We start from the raw sequence: 16514 nt of genomic DNA on the forward strand, positions 1-16514 counted from the left end.
CCGGCTCCACCGCTGACGTGACGGGGCCGGAACCCAGGATCTTCACCAGCCTTCTAGCCGGCGTCCTGCTCGAACGTGGCGTGCAGGCGCCGCGTGTGGTCCACGTGGCGCTCGGCCCCGGTCAGCGTGACCCTGGCCATCAGGCGCGGATCCGCGCTGGAGGCGGCCAACCGCACTTCCAGCTCGCCCGGTTCGACGACGCGCCGGCCGTCGCGTCCGGTGAAGCACGCGAGGTCGGCCGGGACCGTGACACGGACGCGGCGGGCCTCGCCCGGCTCCAGGTCGATCCGGGTGTAGCCGACGAGGCGCTGCACCGGCTGGACGACGGAGGCGACGGGGTCGTGCAGGTAGAGCTGGACGACCTCGGCCCCGGGCCGTTCGCCGGTGTTGCGGACGGTGAAGGCGAGGGTGAACTCGCCGTCCGTCGGAGCCTCCTGAACGGCCACGGTCAGGTCGGTCCAGTCGAAGCGCGTGTAGGACAGGCCGTGGCCGAAGGCGAACGCCGGCGTCGGGTCGATGTTGGACACCTCGCTGGCGTGCGCGAGCCGCGCGCCGAGGTACGTGGCCGGCTGGGAGCCCGGCGAGCGCGGCACGCTGACCGGGAGGCGTCCGGAGGGATTGACACGGCCGCTGAGCACCCCGGCGATCGCGTGCGTGCCCTCCTCGCCCGGGAAGAAGGACTGCACGATCGCGGCGGACTCGTCCGCGGCCCGGCCCAGGGCGTAGGGCCGTCCCGCGAGCAGCACGGTGATCACCGGGGTGCCCGTGTCGAGCAGGGTGTCGAGCAGGTGCTGCTGCGCGCCGGGCAGGACCAGCGTCTCGGCGTCGCATCCCTCGCCGCTGGTGCCCTGTCCGAAGAGCCCGGCGCGGTCGCCGAGCGCCACCACGGCGATGTCGGCCTCGCTCGCCGCCAAGGCGGCCTCGCCGATGTCCGAGAGGTCTCCGTCGTCGATTCCGGTGCCGCGGGCGACCGTGATCTCGGCGTCGGGGAACTCGGCGGCGAGGGTGTCGCGCAGCGTGGGCAGCTCGATGCCGAGCGGGGTCCCGGGGTGGCGGACGCCGATGTGCTGGGGGAAGGAGTAGCAGCCCAGTACCGCGGTCGGCTCGGTCGCGTTGGGGCCGAGCAGGGCGATGCGGCGCGGCCGGACGAGGGGCAGGGTGCCGTCGTTGGTGAGCAGGATGACCGCCTTCTCGGCGATCTCGCGCGCCAGTCGGCGGTTTTCGGGCGGATCCAGGTCGATCCTGCCGCGCAGGGCGTCCGGGTCGTCGGGGTCGGCGCCGTCGAGCGCGGCCGGTACGGCGCTCCAGTCGGGGTCGAGCAGGCCGAGCATCGCTTTCTGGAGCAGGACGCGGCGCAGGGCGCGGTCGATGAGCTCCTCCGGTACGCGGCCCTCGGTGACGGCCCGCACGAGAGGGGCGCCGAAGGTCTTGACGTTGGGCAGTTCGACGTCGACGCCCGCCGCGAGTGCGGTGCCGGCGGCACCGGCCCAGTCGGCCGCGACGCCGTGCAGGGTCTTCAGGAAGGCGATGCCGAAGTAGTCGGCGACGACGGTGCCCTCGAAACCCCAGGTGTCGCGGAGCAGCCCGGTCAGCAGGTGCCCGTCGGCGGCGGCGGGGATGCCGTCGGTGTCGGTGTAGGCGTGCATCACGGAGTGGGCGCCGCCCTCGCGGACGGCCATCTCGAACGGGGGTAGCAGGACATCGGCCCGCTCGCGGGCCCCCATGGGGGCGGGGGCGAGGTTGCGTCCGGCGCGGGAGGCGGAGTAGCCGGCGAAGTGCTTGAGGGTGGCGACGACGCCGGCGGACTGGAGACCCTGCACGTAGGCGGTGCCGATGGTGCCGACGAGGTACGGGTCCTCGCCGATGGTCTCCTCCACACGGCCCCACCGGGCGTCGCGGACGACGTCGAGGACGGGCGCGAGGCCCTGGTGGACGCCGACGGAGCGCATGTCGCGTCCGATGGCGGCGGCCATGCGGCGCACCGCGTCCGGGTCGAAGGCGGCGCCCCAGGACAGCGGGACGGGGTAGGCGGTGGCGCCCCAGGCGGCGAAGCCGGCCAGGCACTCGTCGTGTGCGAGGGCGGGGATGCCGAAGCGGTTCGCCGCGGCGATGCGGGCCTGGGTGCGCGCCAGGGACAGTGCGCCCACGGCGGGGTCGACGGGGACGGTGCCGAAGGGGCGGGTCAGCTGCCCAAGTCCGCTGGGCAGCAGCGCCCCGAGATCGACGGCCTCCTCCATGTCGTGCTGGTGCGGGGCTACTTCGCCGCCCTCGTCGGAGGCGCCCACCCACACTCCGTACAGCTGGGCGGTCTTCTCCTGAAGGGTCATCGCGTCGATCAGGGCGTCGACTCTCGTGGTGACGGGAAGGGCGCGGTCGTTCCAGAGGGGGATTTCGGGGGTGGGCTCTACGGCCACGTTGGCGGTCACTTTCCTCCCACGCCCATGGCCCCCGGGCCAGGCCGGGGCGATGGGTGAACAGGTAGACGAGCGGGGACAGGGAGCCGTTTCAGTCCTGGGGTCCGCGCGGCCCGGGGGCGGCGGTCACCGGCTGAATCCGGCGGTCAGGCCGCTGAGCAGCTGACGGCGGCCGAACGCGTACAGGACCAGGATGGGCAGGGTGGTGAGGACGACGGCGGCGAGAATGGCGGGGACGTTGACTCCGTACTGGCCCTGGAAGGTCCACAGCGCAAGAGGCAGAGTCCGGCGCTCGGGGCTCTGGGTGAGGACCAGCGGCAGCAGGAATCCGTTCCAGATGGTCAGTGCGTTGAAGATGGTCACGGTGAGGATGGCCGGCCGGGTCAGCGGTGCCGCCAGCCGCCACAGTGTCGCCCATTCGGTGGCGCCGTCGACCCGCATCGAGTCGAACAGCTCCTTGGGCACGTCGCGGATGAAGTTGGCCAGCACCAGCACGGACAGCGGGATCGCGAAGGCGATCGACGGGAGGATCAGCGCCAGCAGGCTGTCGTACAGGTGCAGCTTGATGACGATCAGGTTGAGCGGGATCACCGTCGCCTGCAGCGGGATGGCCAGGCCCATGAGGAACAGCCCGTTCATCCTGCGCAGGGCCCGTACGCGCCAGCCGCGTACGATCGCGTAGGCGGCCATGAAGGAGAACACGACCGCCGGTATCACGGCGCCGGCGGTGACCACGACGGTGTTCACGAAGTAGCGGGTGAAGTCGGACTCGATGACCAGCTGGTAGTTGTCCAGCGTGGGGTTGCCCGGAGGCACCAGTGGGTTGCTCGCGTAGTAGCGGCTCTGGGCCTTGAGGCTGGTGATGAGGGTCCAGTACAGGGGTACGGCGACGACGACGAGCCAGAGCCATCCGGCCAGTCCGCCGGCCCAGTTGCGCCGGCGGGTCGCCGGACGGGAGTGGTGCTGCCGCTCGTGGTGGGTGGCCTTCCCGGGCTGTTGCGGTTTGGTCAGCGTGGTGGTCATGTCAGGCCCCCTCGAGTTGGCTGTCACCGGCGTCCCGTCCCCCGAGCCGGCGCAGCAGCAGGGCGAGGCCGAGACCGACCAGGACGAGGATGACGGCGATGGCGCTGGCCGGTCCCATCAGGTTGGCCTGGAAGCCCCGTTTGTACATGTCCAGCGCGAGGACCCGGGTGGCGTCCCCGGGGCCGCCCTCGGTCAGGACGAAGATGAGGTCGAAGAAGGTCAGCGACCCGACCACCATCAGCGTGGACGAGGTGATGACGGTGTACTTCAGCTGCGGCAGCGTGATGCTGAAGAACTGCCGGATCTTTCCGGCGCCGTCCAGCTGCGCGGCTTCGTACAGGGACTTCGGGATCTGCTGGACGCCGCCTTGGTAGATGAGTGAGTGGAACGGGACGAACTGCCAGGAGACGACGAAGATGACGACCCCGAACGCCAGCCACGGCCGCCCCAGCCAGTCCTGGCGGAGCACCTCGATGTCCAGTCCGGCACCGAGCCCGAAGTTGGGGTCCAGCAGGGCCTTGTACGCGATCGCGATCGCCGCGGAGCTGAGCAGCAGCGGGACGAAGTACACCACGCCCAGCACCGCGCGGTAGCGCTGGCGGCCGGCCAGGAACGTGCCGAGCAGAATGCTCAGCGGGGTCTGGACGGCCCAGGACACGGCCATCACGAGGAACGTGATCCACAGGGCGTGCGGCAGCCCGGGATCGGTGAGCACCGCACGCCAACTGGTCAGCCCCGACGCGTGGATGCTGCCGATCCCGTTCCACGTGGTGAAGCTCAGCACGAAGACACCGATGAGCGGGATCACGGCGAAGCAGACGAAGACCACCAGCGCCGGCATCGCCAGCCACGGCAGGATGCTGCGCGGTTCGCGGCGCGGCGGATGGCTGGTGAGCGCGCTCATCTGCCGATGACCGCGTTGAGGTTGGCGGCGAACTGCTTCGGCGAGATGGACAGCTGGAACAGCTTGGCGATGTTGTCCAGCAGTGTCTCGGCGGCCGTTGGGCTGAGCGCCTGGTCCCAGGACTGCACGAACGTCTCGGCGTTGCTGGCGATGCCGTAGGTGAGCTGGAGGAATTCGGCGCTGTCGGAGGCGGCCAGCAGCTTCTCCGTGCCCAGCCGGACGGGAACCGACCCGTTGTCGATCCACTTCTTCACCTCGTCGTCCTGGAGGACGCCGGTCGCGAGGAAGTCCTTGGCGATCCTCTTCTCCTCGGCACTGGCCTTGGAGGAGATGGACAGGTACTGCGCGGGGTTGCCGACGCCGTTGGCCGGATCGCCCTTGCCGCCCTCGACGGGCGGGAAGTTCATGAAGCCCAGCTTGTCGCTGGAGACGAAGTCGCCGCCCTCGGCCTTCTGGATGCCGTACGACCAGGCGCCGTGCAGCATCATGGCGGCCTTGCCGGTGTACAGCAGTGCCTGGTCGGCGTTGGAGTCCGCGGTGACCGAGGAGAAGCCCTTGATGAAGCCTTCGGCCCTGACCAGGTCCTGCACCCTGGTCAGCGCGGTGATGGCGTCCGGGTGGGACCAGGCGTCCTTCTCTCCCTCGATGACGGCCTGGAACACCTCGGGGCCGCCGATGCGGTCGAACAGGAACTCCAGCCACATCATGTTCGTCCACCGGGACTGCCCGCCGAGGGAGAACGGCGCTATGCCCTCCGCGTTGAACCTGGGCACCAGCGCCATGATGTCGTCCCAGGACTCCGGCGGTCTCACGCCGACACGGTCGAAGACCTCCTTGTTGTAGAAGAGGACGATCGGCTGCACGTTCTCGCACGGCATCGCGTAGATCCTGCCGTCGACGGTCGCCGCGCCGAACGAGGCCGGCAGCAGCCGGTCCTTGACCTCGGAGTGCTCGTCGAACCACGGGGTGAGGTCCTCGACCTGGTCCGCCTCCACGTAGGAGCGCAGCGTCCCGCCGCCCCAGCCCCAGATGATGGTGGGCGCCTGACCGGCGCCGAGGGCGGTCTTGATCTTCGTCTTGTACGCGTCGTTCTGGAAGGTGGTGTCCTCGATCTGCGTCTTGGGGTTGGCCTTGTTGAACGCGTCCACCGCGCCGGCCCTGACACCTTCCTGCGGCTGGCCGCTGAGGTACCAGTACGTGGCTCCACCGCCGCCCTGGCCGGGACTGGACGAGCCGCAGGCCGACAGCGCCGCGGAGAGCGGCACGGCGGCGGCCATGCCGAGGAGGGTACGTCGAGAAAGGGATGTCTCCATGTTCGTTCTCCGCACTCGAGAGCCTCGGGCTACTCGTGAGCCGTGACGAAAGCATTTCGAAATGTTTCGACACTCGGCCCGTTCGGGCTTGCCCATGGAACGTGTGCGAGCACGCTAGGTTTCGGGTCTGCGCGCTGTCAAGACATGTGCACGCACGTAGTTACAAGGCGACTACCTGCGTAATCCCGGGCGATCACGGGTATCGAAACTTCTTGGCAGGGACCGAAACTTTTCGGGTTCCGGACCAAGGGCAGAAGAACGCGGAGGTGGCGCGGGCCAGGGTTGTCGTAGGGTTGGCCGGTTCCACCTGCGTTGGCGGCCATGACCGGTGGCTCACCACACCGGTGGACGTACTGCGGGGAGGAACCGATGCCACCGAACGGCAGGCGCACCACTTTGGCGGACATCGCCCAGGCCGCCGGGGTCTCCGTGGCGACCGTTTCCAAAGTGGTCAACGGTCGCGGCGAGGTGGCGCCGCACACCCGCGCCCGGGTGCAGGAACTGCTGCACCAGCACGACTACCTCGCGCCCGTGTTCCGCCACACCGAGGCGGTGGGGAGCCCGACGATCGAGGTGCAGTTCCAGGGCGGCCTCAAGTCGTACGTGGCCGAGACACTGGAAGGCATCATGGACTCCGCCGCCGAAGCCGGGGCCTCGGTGGTGATCAGCAAGGTCTGCCGCGCCCCGCACTGGGCCCGGGACCTGGCCTCAGCCGGGCGCCGCGCCGTCATCGCGGTCACCAGCGTGTACACCGCCACACACCTGAGGGAACTGGCCCGGGCCGGGCTGCCGCTGGTCGTGCTGGACCCGCTGCACCTGCCGGACAGCCGGGTCAACAGCGTCGGGGCGACCAACTTCGCCGGCGGCCTGGCCGCGACCCGGCACCTGCTCTCCCTGGGCCACCGCCGGATCGCCTACCTCGGCGGACCGGGCATGGCCGTGTGCAACCAGGCACGCATGCACGGCTACCGCGCCGCCATGGAGGCGGAAGGAGCGCCGGTGCCCGACGCCTGCGTCCGGCCCGGAGAGTTCACCTACGAGGCCGGCTTGCTCGGCACCGCGGCGCTGCTGGACCTGGAAGAGCCGCCGACGGCGGTCTTCACGGGCAACGACGAGATCGCCCTCGGCGTCATCGAGGCCGCCCGCGTCCGGGGCCTGCGCGTCCCCGAAGACCTGAGCGTGGTCGGCTTCGACGACACGCACCTCGCTCAGATGGCCTCACCACCACTGACCACTGTGCGCCAGCCACTGCGGGAGATGGGCGCGGCCGCCCTGCGCACCGCCCTGCGACTGGCCAACGGCGAGAAGGCCGAGTCCCACCACATCGAACTCGCCACCGAACTCGTGGTGCGCGCCTCAACGGCGCCACCGGGAGGGTGAGCGGCCGTTGGCGGGGCCGCCCGGCGCGGAGCCGGGTCGGCGGCGCCCGGTCCCGCACCGGCAGAGGGGCGGCGGGACACCGCACCCTTTCTCTACCGGCAGTAGAGGATCGCGGTAGAGTCAGGGATATGGCAGCAGACGAGACGAGCATCAAGGTGAGCGCGGCCGCACGGGATCGGCTGGCCCAGCTGGCGGCCGAGCACGGCACCACCATCCGAGCCCTGGTCGAGGACCTGGCGCAGGCAACTCCGACTCGGGCCGAGTACGCCGAGCGTGCCGAGCTGGCCCGCGCCGAGCTCGCCTCCGCCCTGGGCGGCGCGCCGGGCCCGGAGGCCGAGGCGAGGGCGAGGGCCTTGCTGGAGCGTCTGGGCGCTTCTCAGCACGGGCCGCGGGCGGCCGCTTAGTGGCGGCGATCGCGGTCGTTCTGGACCACACCGCCGCCGCGGCCCTGTACGACCCGAAGGACCCTTTCAACGAGGCGGTCGCCGCGTTCTACGTGCAGGCGTCCGGCGGTCTCGGCGCTCTGTACGCGCCGGTGCTGTCGCTGACGGCCGGCGACGCCGAGCGGCCGGGTCTGCTCAGCTACATCAAGGGGTTGCGGTTCATCCGGATCGAGGCGTTCGACACCGACGCCGCGGTCACCGCCACCGAGCTGCTGCGCTTCGGGCACTCCTGGGCCGCCGTCCACGCCATCCATGCCGCTCGTCCCTCCGCCGCCCACCCCACCGGCCGGTTCCTGCTCACCCTGACCCCCAAGGCGTACGCGGGCACCGGCGTCCAGGCCGTCCACCCCGGCCAGTGACCACCGGGGCCTGGACACCCGGTCAAGCCCGCCCCCGCCGGCCGGGAGGACAAGGCACGGCGGAGCGGACCGGAGACCGGGCCGCCGTCCGTGCTGGTTCGCTGCGGGGCATGCCACCGGTCAAGGCAGCGCGGTGCTGCCGGCGCGTACGCGGTTCTCGATACGCCGACGGTGTGTCCTTGGCCGGCACCTTGCCGGGCCGATCCCCTCCCCCGGCCCCGCGCGGTGCTCACCTGCCGATGCCGGCCGCCACCGGCAGCAGCCACGAACTCCTCGGTTCCACGCCGCGGACCAGGATCCGGCAGACCCGCACCACCGGGAACTCCGCCGGCCGGCTGAAGCCGAAGCCGTCCCCGGCCGCGTCCTGGACCGACCGCAGCCGCGAACCGTGGTGCGCAGCGCCCGGTTGCAGGTCGTTTTGATCCTGGCCGTTGCGGATCACCCGGCGTACGCCCCCGCGCCGGGTACCGGAGCCGGCGCCCTGGCGGCCGGCACCGGCGGGACTCGGCGCGGGGGCGTACGCCGGGCTGTACTGTCCGGTTCCCGCCATGTCCGCCCGCGTCATCGTCCGGCCTCGCTCACTGCTGCATCCTCGGGTCCTGGGTGGGGTCGGCACACATCCGCGGGCAGCCACGGTCGATCGCCCCGGCGCGCGATTCGCAGCGCCAGGGTTCGTTCCGGTAGATCCGGCACAGCCCGTACTCGGCACCGTGCCCGGGCAGCCACGCCGTCGCGGCGGAGGGCCCTGAGCAGAGCCGGGTCGAGGCCGGCCACGGCCGGAAGCGCGTCATCGAAGACCGTCACACCGCCGGGGACGACACCGTCGGCCTCGCCGGGGGCGCCGCGGTGCCCACCGCGAGGCGTCTTCGAGGGCGCCGCGGCCGGAGGACTCGAGGACGAAGGCGGCGGCGAGGGCGCGGAGGGCTCCGGAGAAGGCGGGGAAGGCGAGCGGGGCGAACAGGACAACGAGGACGGCGGGGGCGAGGACCACGCTTCACTCATGAGCGATGAGTTCGGGCGGCGGAACGGGTCTGCCCCGGTATGACACGCACCATCGCCGACATCTCGGTCTCCCTGGACGGCTTCGTCACCGGGCCCGGCCCCGGCCCGGACAACGGTCTGGGCACCGGCGGGCAGGCCCTGCACACCTGGGCGTTCTCCGACGACCCCGAGGAGCGCCGGATCCTGCGCGAGGCGACCGCCCGCTCGGGCGCCGTCGTCCTGGGCCGCCGTCTGTTCGACATCGTCGACGGGCCGAACGGCTGGGACGACACCCGCGGCTACGGCGCCGGCGAAGTCGGCAAGCCCGCCTTCGTCGTCGTGACGAGCTCGCCGCCGAAGGCGGTGCGGCTCACCGGCCTGGACTGGACGTTCGTCACCACCGGCCTGCCCGACGCCCTCACCGCCGCGCGCGAACGCGCCGAAGCGGCCGCCTCCGGCAGCGGCAAGGACCTCGACGTCGTCCTCATGGGCGGCGGCACCACGATCGGCTCGGCTCTCGAGGCCGGGCTGGTCGATGTGCTGACACTGCACCTCGCACCCGTCGTGCTGGGTACCGGGACACCGCTGTTCACCGGCAAAGCGCCGCGCACGCTGGTGCGGCGGAGCGTGACCTCGACACCGGCCGCGACGCACCTGACCTACGACATCCTGAGGTGATCCGATGACCACCATCAGCGCCAACGGTGTCGCCTTGGGCGTCGAGTCCTTCGGTGACCAGGACGCACCACTCGTCCTGCTCGCGGGCGGAACGACGCTGCTGTCCTGGCCCGACGCACTGTGCGAGCACCTCGCCGCCGGCGGGCGCCGCGTGGTGCGCTACGACCTGCGCGACAGCGGGGAGTCGACCACGGCGGACCCGCAGGCGCCCGCCTACACACTGCGCGACCTCGCCGCCGACGCGGCGGCCCTTGCCGGCACGCTCGGCGAGGGGCCCGCGCACCTCGCGGGGATCGGTGTCGGCGGGATGGTCGCCCAGGTGGCCGCGCTCGACCATCCGGACACGTTCTCGGCGCTCACGCTGGTCGGCACCCGCCCGGTCGCGCCCGGACCGCCCGACGACGACCTACCCGACCACGACCAGGCGGCGATGAACCGGCTGTTCGCGCGTCCGATGCCCGACTGGACCGACCGCGAGGCGGTTGCGGAGTTCGCCGCCGCCAGCGCGGAGATCCTCGGCGACGACCCTGTCGCCGCGCGCGCGACCGCCGCGCGCATATGGGACCGCACGCCTGGCACCGCGCCCCCCATCCAACTGGCCAACCACGTCGGCATGGTGTTCTCCCGGCTCGACTGCGCGCCCCGCTGGCGCGAGCGCCTGCCCGGAATCGGGGTGCCCACGCTCGTCGTCCACGGCCGCCGCGACCGGTTCTTCCCCGTCGGCAACGGCGAGGCGCTCGCGCGCGAGATCCCCGGGGCGCGGCTGCTCGTCCTCAAGGAGGCCGCCACCGCTGTCCCCGACACGGCGGCCTGCGAGGTCGCCGAGGCGATGCTCACGCTCGGGTAGAGGATGCCGTGTGCCGCGCGGGTACGGCACCCGCGCGGCAGCGGGCCCTCGGAAGGCCCGACCCGGCCACGCACCCACGATCGACGTCCGCGGAACCCCCGAAAACGGCTCTGGAGGCCATCGGCCGAGCCGGTTGCACCCGGCCCCGGTTCCACGGCGCCGGTGTCTGCCGCCGGCCGCCGACAGCACCGCGCACCGAGGCCGCCGCGCGTGACACGGGCTACGCCGGGTGACCGCGGAACACCCCGGCTTTGGTACGGTGCCTCCGGCGGCGGCCGGGTGCCACGAGCGCGCCCGCCCCGGTGGGTCCGCCGGGCCCCGGCTCCCGGACCGGGTCAAAACCCCGTTGGAAAAGCGGAGTCGATGAGCTACAGGCGGTTTCGCAGGTCAGCAGGTTTCTCCCTGTGGATACGGACTGTCGCACCGGGGCCACGAACATCTCCCGCCGTCCGCTACAGTCCGTCCACCTGAACGTGGCACAAGGGGGGGCGCAGATGCGTCGCGGCACATGCCCGATCTGCGAGCACCGGGCACCGGTGGCAGACGGGGTCATCAGTTACCACGAGAGCGGTGGCCAAAGCTGCCGTGGAGAGGGACGTACAGCCGTGGAAGAGCGGTTCTCACGTGAAAACGCCCCGAGCGACGCCCGGACGAAGGCGGTCATACGCCTGGCCGCGCTCCTGACGGTAGTCGGCCTGCTCGTCCTCATTCTCGGAGCGGTCCTCGGCTCCCTGCCTCTCCTGGTGGGCGGAGGCGTCGTCTTCGCCGCCGCGGGCCTCGGCGTCCTCGCGGTCCGCCGCACCCCGGCGGGCCTGCGGGGCACCACCCGGGAGCGAGCCGAGGAGCGGGGGACGGCCGCTGCGGAGACGTCGAACACCGTATCCGCCGAGCAGGAGCGGGAAGAGGAGCCGGACGAGGAGAAGGAGAAGAAGAAGAAAGAGAAGGCGGAGGAACGCCGCGAGCCCGAGCCCGAGCCGGAGGCCGCGGACGCCGCTCCCGCCCGGCAGGAGACGGAACCCGAGGCACCGCGTGAGGGGGAGCACCCCGAGGCGGAGGCGGCGAACGCCCTGCGGAACGCGGTCCGCGAGCTGCTGAGCAGTCTGCCCGAGCGGGAGGCCCCGCTGGAGAAGGCGATCGCGTACTGCCTGTCCAGGACGGATTCCGCTGACGACCCCCGGGTCCGGGACGAGGCCGAGAAGCTGGCGCGTGAACACGTCACCGCGGACGAGCGCATCCTGTGTGTGGCTCTCTCAGGGAGCCGCGAGGACGAGGGGCGCCCTGCCCTGCTGGTCCTCACCGACCACGGCGCGGCCGTGTCGGACAACGGGATGTCGCACCGGTTCGTTCCCGGATCCGAGGACGTGTTCGACCCCGTGGGGGACGCGGCGTGGGGGTGGCTGTCGGTCGGAGAGCTGACCTTCTTCTTCCGCGACAACCCCGACCTGCGCGCCGCCCTGGCAGTTCGGGAGGAGACCTCGGCCGCCATGCCGACCGTCGACGAGCCCACCGCGTCCGCCGACGGACCCGGTGGCGACGAGACCCGGGAGCCGGAGTCGGTCGCCGACAGGCCCACCGACGTACCCGAGCCGGTCGCCGTTGGACCCGCCGCCGAACCCGCCGCCGTCGAACCCACCCCGGCCGCCGACGGGGCCTCAAAGGCGTCGGCCGGCGAACCCGAGTCGTCTGCCGTGGAGCCCACCGTTGCCGAGGAGTCCGCCGACGACGAGAGTCCGGAGCCGGAAGCCCTTGTGGCCGAGGCCGAAGTCGAGGCACCCCGGACTCCGGAACATCCCCAGGTCGCATCCGACAACGACTCTCCTGCCGGCGCACACGCCGCGTCCGCCGAAGAGTCCGACGGCGGGAGGCTGGAGGCGAAGGCCCCCGCCGACGCACCGGAGCCGGTTGCCGACAGGCCCGTCCCGGTTGTCGAAGAGCCCGCCGCGTCCGCCGTCGAGCCGGAGCCGGCCGCCGACGAGCCCACCGCTGCCGAGCCCGTCACCTCCACCCACGAGCCGCTCGTCCAGCAGGCGGAGGCCGCCGGAATGGAGGCCGCGGCCCTCCGCGAGATCGCGCAGGCGGTCGTCACCGACCAGAACGCCAGCATCGTCTACGTTCAGGAGCGCTTCTCCCTCTCCCGCACGGCCGCACGGCGTGCCCTCGACGCGCTTGAGGCACTTGGGCTGGTCTCGGCTCCGGCCAAGAACGGGCGGCGCAAGACCATGGTCACCTCCCTCGACCACCTCACCGCGCCGGACGGACGCTGAGCCGTGTGCGGTGCCGGGGCGGAACCCGCAGGCCAGTGGTGTGCGCCGGCGTCCGTTCACGGTGCGTGGGTGAGTACCGGGCCGGAGGGCGCCCCTGGGGCGCCCTCCGGCCGCTTCACTCGTCGCTTTCCGCCGGCGGAGGCCGGCCCGTGAGGATCTGCTGGGCGTGACCGACCGGGCCGTCGGCGTCGTGCAGGACCGTGCGGGTGAGGCCCTGCCCGGAGGGACCGAAGCCTGACGAGAACGTCGTGACCGACCCGGGAGAGAAGCGGACCGTTGCCCGGGCCGGCCCGGCGACGGTCGATGGCGTGGACGATGAGTCCGCCCAGCGGGCTGGAGTGCTGTTTTTTCGGTTTCCAGGCCCCCTCGCGCGCGCCGTCGCTCGTAGCGGTGGTCGTCGATGGCTTCGGCCGGCCCGCCCACCCGGGCCCGGCGCGGCCGTTCCCAGGGCCCGGGTGGGCGGGCCGGTCAACGCCGTGGTCCGGCCGTCAGTCGCTTCCGAAGGCCGCGTCGAAGGAAGCCGTGGGCGGGTCGAAGTCGTACGCCCTCAGCCGGGTGAGGGCCTCGGGCGCCCCTTGGAGGCGGTCCATTCCGGCGTCCTCCCACTCCACCGAGACGGGCCCGTCATAGCCGGTCGAGCGCAGCATCCGGAACACGTCCTCCCAGACCACGTCGCCGTGCCCGGCCGAGACGAAGTCCCAGCCGCGCCGGGGATCCCCCCACGGCAGGTGGGAGCCGAGGCGGCCGTTGCGGCCGTCCAGCCTGCGCCGTGCCTCCTTGCAGTCGACGTGGTAGATCCTGGTGCGGAAGTCGTACAGGAAGCCGACCGGGTCCAGGTCCTGCCAGACGAAGTGGCTGGGGTCGAAGTTCAGTCCGAAGGCCGGTCGGTGGCCGATGGCCTCCAGCGTCCGGTGGGTGGTCCAGTAGTCGTAGGCGATCTCGCCGGGGTGGACCTCGTGGGCGAAGCGGACGCCTTCGGTGTCGAAGACGTCCAGGACGGGGTTCCAGCGGTCGGCGAAGTCGGTGTAGCCGCGCTCGATCATCGCCTCGGGCACCGGCGGGAACATCGCGACCAGGTGCCAGATGGCCGAGCCGGTGAAGCCGATGACCGTGTTCACCCCGAAGGCGGCGGCGGCGCGTGCGGTGTCGGCCATCTCGGCGGCGGCCCGCCGGCGCACTCCCTCCGGCTCGCCGTCGCCCCACAGGCGGTCGGGCAGGATCGCCCGGTGCCGTTCGTCGATGATCGCGTCACACACGGCCTGGCCGACCAGGTGGTTGGAGACCGCCCAGCACTTCAGGCCGTACCTCTCCAGCAGCGCGTGGCGCCCGTCGAGGTAGCCGGGCTCGGTCAGGGCCCGGTCGACCTCGAAGTGGTCGCCCCAGCAGGCGAGTTCCAGTCCGTCGTAGCCGAAGTCCCGGGCCAGGCGGCAGACCTCCTCCAGCGGCAGGTCCGCCCACTGCCCGGTGAACAGGGTGAAGGGTCGGGGCACGGTGCCTCCTGTGTGGTGTGTCAGGCGGGGACGGGAACGTAGACGGAGTTCCCCGCGGCGCTCTCCTCGACGGCCGCCAGGACCCGCTGGACCTGGAGCCCGTCGTCGAAGGACGGCCGGGGTTGTTCTCCGGCGGCGACGGCACACAGCAGGTCCCGCGCCTGGTGGACGAAGGTGTGTTCGTAGCCCAGGCCGTGGCCGGGGGGCCACCAGCCCTCCAGATAGGGGTGCTCGGGCTCGGTGACCAGGATCCGGCGGAAGCCCGCGGAGACGGCGGGCCCGGTGTGGTCGTGGAAGGCCAGTTCGTTGAGCCGCTCCAGGTCGAAGGCGAGCGAGCCGCGCTCACCGTTGAGTTCGACGGTCAGCGCGTTCTTGCGTCCCGTCGCGAAACGGGTGGCCTCGAAGGAGGCCAGCGCCCCGGAGGCGAACCGCCCGGTGAACAGCGCCGCGTCGTCCACGGTGACCTCGCCCCGTCCCGCGCCGCCGGTGCCCGACAGTCCCGCGGCGTCCCTGGCGGGCAGCGGCCGCTCCCGTACGAAGGTCTCGGTCAGCGCGGAGACTCCGGCCAGCGGCTCACCGGCCAGGTACTGGGCGATGTCGACGGCATGGGATCCGAGGTCGCCCAGCGCGCCCGAGCCGGCCTCCTCCCGGCGCAGCCGCCAGGTCAGCGGGAAGCCGGGGTCGGTGAGCCAGTCCTGGAGGTAGGCCACCCGTACGTGGCGCAGCGCTCCCAGGCCACCGTCCTGGACCATGCGGCGGGCCAGTGCCAGGGCCGGGACACGGCGGTAGTTGAAGCCGACCATGGCCAGCCGGCCGTGTGCTCTCGCCCGCCGGGCCGCCTGTGCCATCGCCTCGGCCTCCTCGACGGTGTTGGCCAGCGGCTTCTCGCACAGCACGTGCTTGCCCGCCTCCAGAGCGGCGACGGCGATCTCGGCATGGCTGCCGCCGGGGGTGCAGATGTCGACGAGCTGTACGTCCTCGCGTGCGATCAGCGCGCGCCAGTCGGTCTCGGCGGCGGCCCAGCCGAGCCTGCGCGCCGCGGCGCGCACCGCGTCCGGGTCACGGCCGCAGACGGCCGTCATGACCGGGTCGAGCGGCAGGTCGAAGACCCGGCCGGCGGTGCGCCAGCCCTGGGAGTGGGCGGCGCCCATGAAGGCGTAGCCCACCATGCCCACGCCGAGGGTGGGCCGTTCGCTCTCACTGCCGGAGGTGTTCATGGAAACTCCACATCGTCGTCCGCGCCGTCGGGTCCTTCCGGGAGGGACCCCGGTTGTGGGGGCACCGCCGGGGTGCGTCAGACGAAGCCGGTCGGCAGGTACTCCTCGACGTTGTCCTTGGTGACGATGGCGGAGTAGAGGGTGAGGGAGGCGGGGATCTCGAACTCGGCGAGTCCGCCGACGCCCTTGCCCTGGCCGAGGGCGCGGGCCAGGTCGACGGCGGAGGCCGCCATGGTGGGCGGATACAGGACGGTGGCCTCCAGTACGCCGTCGCCCGCCTCGATGGCCTCCATGGCGTGCCGCGAGCCGGCGCCGCCGACCATGAAGAACTCGTCGCGTCCGGCCTGCCTGATGGCGCGCTCGGCGCCGACCCCCTGGTCGTCGTCGTGGTTCCACAGGGCGTCGAAGGACGGCTGGGCCTGGAGGAGCTGGGCCGTCTTGGCCTGGCCGGACTCGACGGTGAACTCGGCGGCCTGGCGGGCGACCTTCTCGATGTTGGGGTAGTTCTTCAGTGCGTCGTCGAAGCCCTGGGTGCGCTGCCGGGTCAGCTCCAGGTTGTCCAGTCCGGCCAGCTCGACGACCTTGGCGTTCTTCTTGTCCCTGAGCCGTTCTCCGATGTACCGGCCGGCATTGAGTCCCATGCCGTAGTTGTCGCCGCCGATCCAGCAGCGGTACGCCTGCGGGGAGGCGAAGATCCGGTCGAGGTTGACCACGGGGATGCCCGCGCGCATGGCCTTGAGACCGACCTGGGTCAGCGCCTTGCCGTCGGCCGGGAGGACGACCAGGACGTCGACCTCCTTGTTGATGAGGGTCTCGATCTGGCCGATCTGCTGGGCGGTGTCGTTGGAGCCCTCGGTGATCTCCAGGGTGACGTCGGAGTACTCCGCGGCTCTTTTCCTGGCGTTGTCGTTGATGGCGTTGAGCCAGCCGTGATCGGCCTGCGGCCCGGCGAAGCCGATGGTCACCGGCTTGCCCGGCTTGTCCTGCGCGGTGTCGGCCCGCCGGGTGCCGCCTTCGTCGCCGTTGTTGTTCTCGTTGCTGGTGCAGCCGGTCAGGAGGACGCCGGCCGAGGCGGCGGCGGTGCCGAACAGCAGGCCTCTGCGGCTGGGGAGGGGAGGTGTGGGCATGGCTGGACCCTTCGGTTCGGGGGTGCGGGACCACGCGGCGGTGTCCGGCGGGGCTCGGGGCACACCGGCCGGGC

The 16514-nt window shown here is 72.0% G+C and carries 14 protein-coding genes and 1 pseudogene; 6 read left to right on the plus strand and 9 right to left on the minus strand.

The window, feature by feature from the left end:
- Positions 1-53: 53 nt before the first annotated feature.
- The 4 genes from CUT44_RS13170 to CUT44_RS13185 form a co-directional block, all read right to left on the minus strand.
- Positions 54-2426, minus strand: a complete 2373-nt coding sequence (locus tag CUT44_RS13170) for a beta-xylosidase/alpha-l-arabinosidase (protein ID WP_100202153.1) — start codon at positions 2424-2426, stop codon at positions 54-56.
- A gap of 114 nt (positions 2427-2540) precedes the next feature.
- The gene (locus CUT44_RS13175) at positions 2541-3437 is read right to left on the minus strand and encodes a carbohydrate ABC transporter permease (RefSeq protein ID WP_100202154.1); all 897 of its coding nucleotides are present in this window, start codon (positions 3435-3437) and stop codon (positions 2541-2543) included.
- 1 nt (position 3438) lies between these two features.
- Positions 3439-4341: a carbohydrate ABC transporter permease gene (locus CUT44_RS13180; RefSeq protein ID WP_100202155.1), complete on the minus strand. Its 903-nt coding sequence runs from the start codon at positions 4339-4341 to the stop codon at positions 3439-3441.
- Positions 4338-5654 carry an extracellular solute-binding protein gene (locus CUT44_RS13185; protein ID WP_100202156.1) on the minus strand — a complete coding sequence of 439 codons (1317 nt, stop codon included), beginning with the start codon at positions 5652-5654 and terminating at the stop codon, positions 4338-4340. The genes CUT44_RS13180 and CUT44_RS13185 overlap by 4 nt, the downstream gene beginning before the upstream one ends.
- A 369-nt stretch (positions 5655-6023) precedes the next feature.
- Here CUT44_RS13185 and CUT44_RS13190 point away from each other — a divergent pair, with 369 nt between their 5' ends.
- The 3 genes from CUT44_RS13190 to CUT44_RS13200 all read left to right on the plus strand — a co-directional run bounded on the left by CUT44_RS13190 (position 6024) and on the right by CUT44_RS13200 (position 7836).
- Positions 6024-7034: a LacI family DNA-binding transcriptional regulator gene (locus CUT44_RS13190; RefSeq protein ID WP_100202157.1), complete on the plus strand. Its 1011-nt coding sequence runs from the start codon at positions 6024-6026 to the stop codon at positions 7032-7034.
- A gap of 128 nt (positions 7035-7162) precedes the next feature.
- Positions 7163-7438: a hypothetical protein gene (locus CUT44_RS13195; RefSeq protein ID WP_100202158.1), complete on the plus strand. Its 276-nt coding sequence runs from the start codon at positions 7163-7165 to the stop codon at positions 7436-7438.
- Complete coding sequence (locus CUT44_RS13200) at positions 7438-7836, plus strand: PIN domain-containing protein (RefSeq protein ID WP_100202159.1); 399 nt, start codon at positions 7438-7440, stop codon at positions 7834-7836. Before CUT44_RS13195 ends, CUT44_RS13200 begins: the two co-directional genes overlap by 1 nt.
- Before the next feature lie 229 nt (positions 7837-8065).
- Here the strand turns inward: CUT44_RS13200 and CUT44_RS32535 are convergent, their stop codons facing one another.
- Positions 8066-8386 carry a hypothetical protein gene (locus tag CUT44_RS32535; protein ID WP_146252216.1) on the minus strand — a complete coding sequence of 107 codons (321 nt, stop codon included), beginning with the start codon at positions 8384-8386 and terminating at the stop codon, positions 8066-8068.
- A 491-nt stretch (positions 8387-8877) separates the two neighbouring features.
- On the opposite strand from CUT44_RS32535, the gene CUT44_RS13215 reads away from it, so the two are divergent.
- The 3 genes from CUT44_RS13215 to CUT44_RS13225 all read left to right on the plus strand — a co-directional run bounded on the left by CUT44_RS13215 (position 8878) and on the right by CUT44_RS13225 (position 12606).
- On the plus strand, positions 8878-9495 hold the full coding sequence (locus tag CUT44_RS13215; protein WP_100202160.1) for a dihydrofolate reductase family protein: 618 nt from the start codon (positions 8878-8880) through the stop codon (positions 9493-9495).
- 4 nt (positions 9496-9499) lie between these two features.
- Positions 9500-10342 carry an alpha/beta fold hydrolase gene (locus CUT44_RS13220; protein ID WP_100202161.1) on the plus strand — a complete coding sequence of 281 codons (843 nt, stop codon included), beginning with the start codon at positions 9500-9502 and terminating at the stop codon, positions 10340-10342.
- 605 nt (positions 10343-10947) lie between these two features.
- Positions 10948-12606, plus strand: coding sequence for a DNA translocase FtsK (locus CUT44_RS13225; RefSeq protein WP_100202162.1), 1659 nt, complete (start codon positions 10948-10950; stop codon positions 12604-12606).
- A 115-nt stretch (positions 12607-12721) separates the two neighbouring features.
- Here the strand turns inward: CUT44_RS13225 and CUT44_RS33995 are convergent.
- From CUT44_RS33995 to CUT44_RS13245, 4 genes and pseudogenes are all read right to left on the minus strand, one after another.
- Positions 12722-12838, minus strand: a pseudogene (locus tag CUT44_RS33995) (thioesterase family protein); the annotation flags it as partial.
- A 256-nt stretch (positions 12839-13094) separates the two neighbouring features.
- The gene (locus CUT44_RS13235; RefSeq protein ID WP_100202163.1) at positions 13095-14096 is read right to left on the minus strand and encodes a sugar phosphate isomerase/epimerase family protein; all 1002 of its coding nucleotides are present in this window, start codon (positions 14094-14096) and stop codon (positions 13095-13097) included.
- Positions 14097-14116: 20 nt separating this feature from the next.
- Entirely contained in the window at positions 14117-15313 is a 1197-nt protein-coding gene (locus tag CUT44_RS13240; protein ID WP_100202164.1) for a Gfo/Idh/MocA family protein, read from the minus strand.
- A gap of 77 nt (positions 15314-15390) precedes the next feature.
- Positions 15391-16440 (minus strand): substrate-binding domain-containing protein, encoded by a 1050-nt coding sequence (locus CUT44_RS13245; RefSeq protein WP_100202165.1) that lies wholly within the window; start codon positions 16438-16440, stop codon positions 15391-15393.
- Between the last annotated feature and the right edge of the window lie 74 nt (positions 16441-16514).

Origin of the sequence: Streptomyces carminius (genome assembly GCF_002794255.1) — a bacterium.
In the GTDB taxonomy this organism is placed as follows: domain Bacteria; phylum Actinomycetota; class Actinomycetes; order Streptomycetales; family Streptomycetaceae; genus Streptomyces; species Streptomyces carminius.